This is a genomic window from Oleiphilus sp. HI0061, assembly GCF_001635675.1.
Window position 1 is genome coordinate 1 of record NZ_LWFE01000553.1, and the last position, 1,139, is coordinate 1,139.

At 45.3% G+C, this 1,139-nt stretch carries 1 protein-coding gene; it reads right to left on the bottom strand.

What is annotated here, in order from left to right:
• Positions 1-1,118: hypothetical protein (locus tag A3735_RS29525; RefSeq protein WP_197485735.1), on the bottom strand; the 1,118-nt coding region annotated here is incomplete at its 3' end.
• Between the last annotated feature and the right edge of the window lie 21 nt (positions 1,119-1,139).

Below are 1,139 nucleotides of genomic sequence, written 5' to 3' on the forward strand. Positions count from 1 at the left end.
TCAGCGACATTCTGAATATCGCTCCACTGACCACCACATTGCCAGTGAGGATCATCCCCAGCCGAGCAAGATGCCGAAGCTACAAAAACAGGGATGAAATCGCCACCTGCACTGCCAGAATCTGTACCACCTGTACTGCCGGAATCTGTACCACCTGTGCTGCCGGAATCTGTACCACCTGTGCTGCCAGAATCCGTACCACCTGTACTAACTATTCGAGCCACAAATAAACCTGGAGCCAGTGGTAAACTTTGTGCTGGAGTCACAACCTCTACGCCACTTTGCTCTGCAACCCACTGCCATGTACGAACAGAGTTAGAACGATGCTGCCAATTGAAAAGCCTATAAACATTGCTAAAGACCTCTGCGCAGTTCGGGTTTACCCAGCCTTCGATAATCTTACCGATTCGAGTAGAAAGCTGAACCTTTTTAGCCTCATCGGTTTCAAAGTAGTAACCTGCACCGAGAGTCAAAACTGTTTCAATATTATGTGTATCAGAGTAATAGGGCCACCAGTCATCACTAATCCGAGATGATAACGGGGCATGAGCACTCGCCATGTAAACTAAGTCTGTTTCGGCACCGGTAGTATTACAGCTCTTAGTTTTATTATACCCGGTAAAACCCTCCTTCCTTACATACTGTCCTAGCTCTGAATTGTAATTCGAGGTAAAGCCATAATTTTCAACTGCAGACGCGATGCGTCTTAGCATTTCTGGCGCATCGGTATTTCCTGTTATCCAGTAAGCTTGCCAGAGGAAATCTACGATATTCTCAGTCATCCATGCTGAGAAGCCTCTAGAGCTACTATCACCTAATGGTGCACTCCCCTCATTATGCACACCTTCGTGAACATCGATATTATGAGTAAAGCCACCACTTTTCGGTGTCCAACCATTTTCTACATCCCAGGTTTTTTCAGTTTGCTGCATATCTTTCAGAGAGTTAATTCGCTCATTAAGGTGAGCTAAAACCGTTGAATCAGCCGTCATTTCATAGGCATTAATCTCTGCTAGTCCTGCTATACCTGCCCCGCGCTCAGTAAAACCTTCATTCTCGTTATTAAAGGTGTCTCTCGTACCATATTGATTCCATCCCAAGTCAGATTGTAACGCCATATTGGTAATTAATGGATCATC